The organism is Streptomyces ossamyceticus (assembly GCF_001418475.1).
In the GTDB taxonomy this organism is placed as follows: domain Bacteria; phylum Actinomycetota; class Actinomycetes; order Streptomycetales; family Streptomycetaceae; genus Streptomyces; species Streptomyces ossamyceticus.
Genome location: NZ_LIQX01000071.1, coordinates 1 through 1,070, shown reverse-complemented (window position 1 = coordinate 1,070; position 1,070 = coordinate 1). Strand labels below are relative to the sequence as shown.

Below are 1,070 nucleotides of genomic sequence, written 5' to 3'. Positions count from 1 at the left end.
CGGCCTCACTCGCGACACCCACGGCGCTCGCGGCCTCACTCGCGACACCCGCGGCGCTCGCGGCCTCACTCGCGACACCCACGGCGCACATGGTTTCTGCCTCGGCCTCGGTGTGAGGGGTGGAGGCGGAGGCATCGGCGGCGGGCCTGGCCCCGGTGCCCGTCGGCGTCTGCGTCTCGGTCATCGGTGGTACTCGCGTGGTGCGGAACCCAGCAGGAGACTCCGCCGGGCCACTCTTTCCGGCCTTCGCCGCCTGGGGAGAACCGTTCCGCGTACGAGAAAGCACATAAGCACATGGTGGGCGACACGTGCGCAAATCCTCTGTTACCGGAGTAAAGCGCGTGTCGTTGGGAGCATGGCGGACGTGACGCACGCGACCGACCCGAACGACCCGTCCACCGCATCGGACCACCCCTCTCCACACGGCCGGTCGGCGCCGCCCCCGCCCTCCCCGGTCGGCCTGCCGCCGCTGTCCGCGCTGTCGCCGTTGCTCGACCGGACACGCCGCCGGTCGTCCGAGCTGGTCACCGGAATGCTGGGCGGAATCCTCGCGGCGGGGCTCGGTCTCGGGGCGTTCGCGGCGCTGGTGATGGTGCTGTGGATCAGCTCGCCGTACCCGGACAGCGGGCCCGGCGGGGCCCTGCACGTGGCGGCGGCCCTGTGGCTGCTGTCCCACGGCGTGGAACTGATCCGGACGGACACGCTCTCGGGCGACCCCGCCCCCGTCGGTCTCGTCCCGCTCCTGCTGCTCGCCCTGCCGCTGGTCCTGCTGCACCGCTCGGCCCGCGACCACGCGGGGGACGGCCTCGGCGCCGGCGCGCGGGCGACCTGGGCCGGGCTCGTCACGGGTTACACGGCCGTCGGCGGGGCGGCCGCGCTGTACGCGTCGGGTGGTGTGCTGCGGCCCTCGTGGTGGGCGGTGGTGTGCGTACCGGCGCTGGCGGCGCTCGCGGCGGGCACAGGGGTGTGGGCGGCACACGGGCGCCCCCGGCTGCCCCTGCCCGCGCCCCTCGGTGCCGCACTGGAGACGGAAGGCCGACGACAGGTGCTGGCCGCCGCGAGCGCCGCCA

Annotated in this window: 2 protein-coding genes; one reads left to right on the top strand and one right to left on the bottom strand. The window is 74.9% G+C overall.

Annotated elements, in window-relative coordinates:
• Positions 1 to 184: hypothetical protein (locus AOK15_RS46025; protein ID WP_205632087.1), on the bottom strand; the 184-nt coding region annotated here is incomplete at its 3' end.
• Between the two features lie 171 nt (positions 185 to 355).
• Here AOK15_RS46025 and AOK15_RS06685 point away from each other — a divergent pair.
• Positions 356 to 1,070 (top strand): cell division protein PerM (locus AOK15_RS06685; RefSeq protein ID WP_240508329.1); only part of this gene is annotated, 715 nt, incomplete at its 3' end.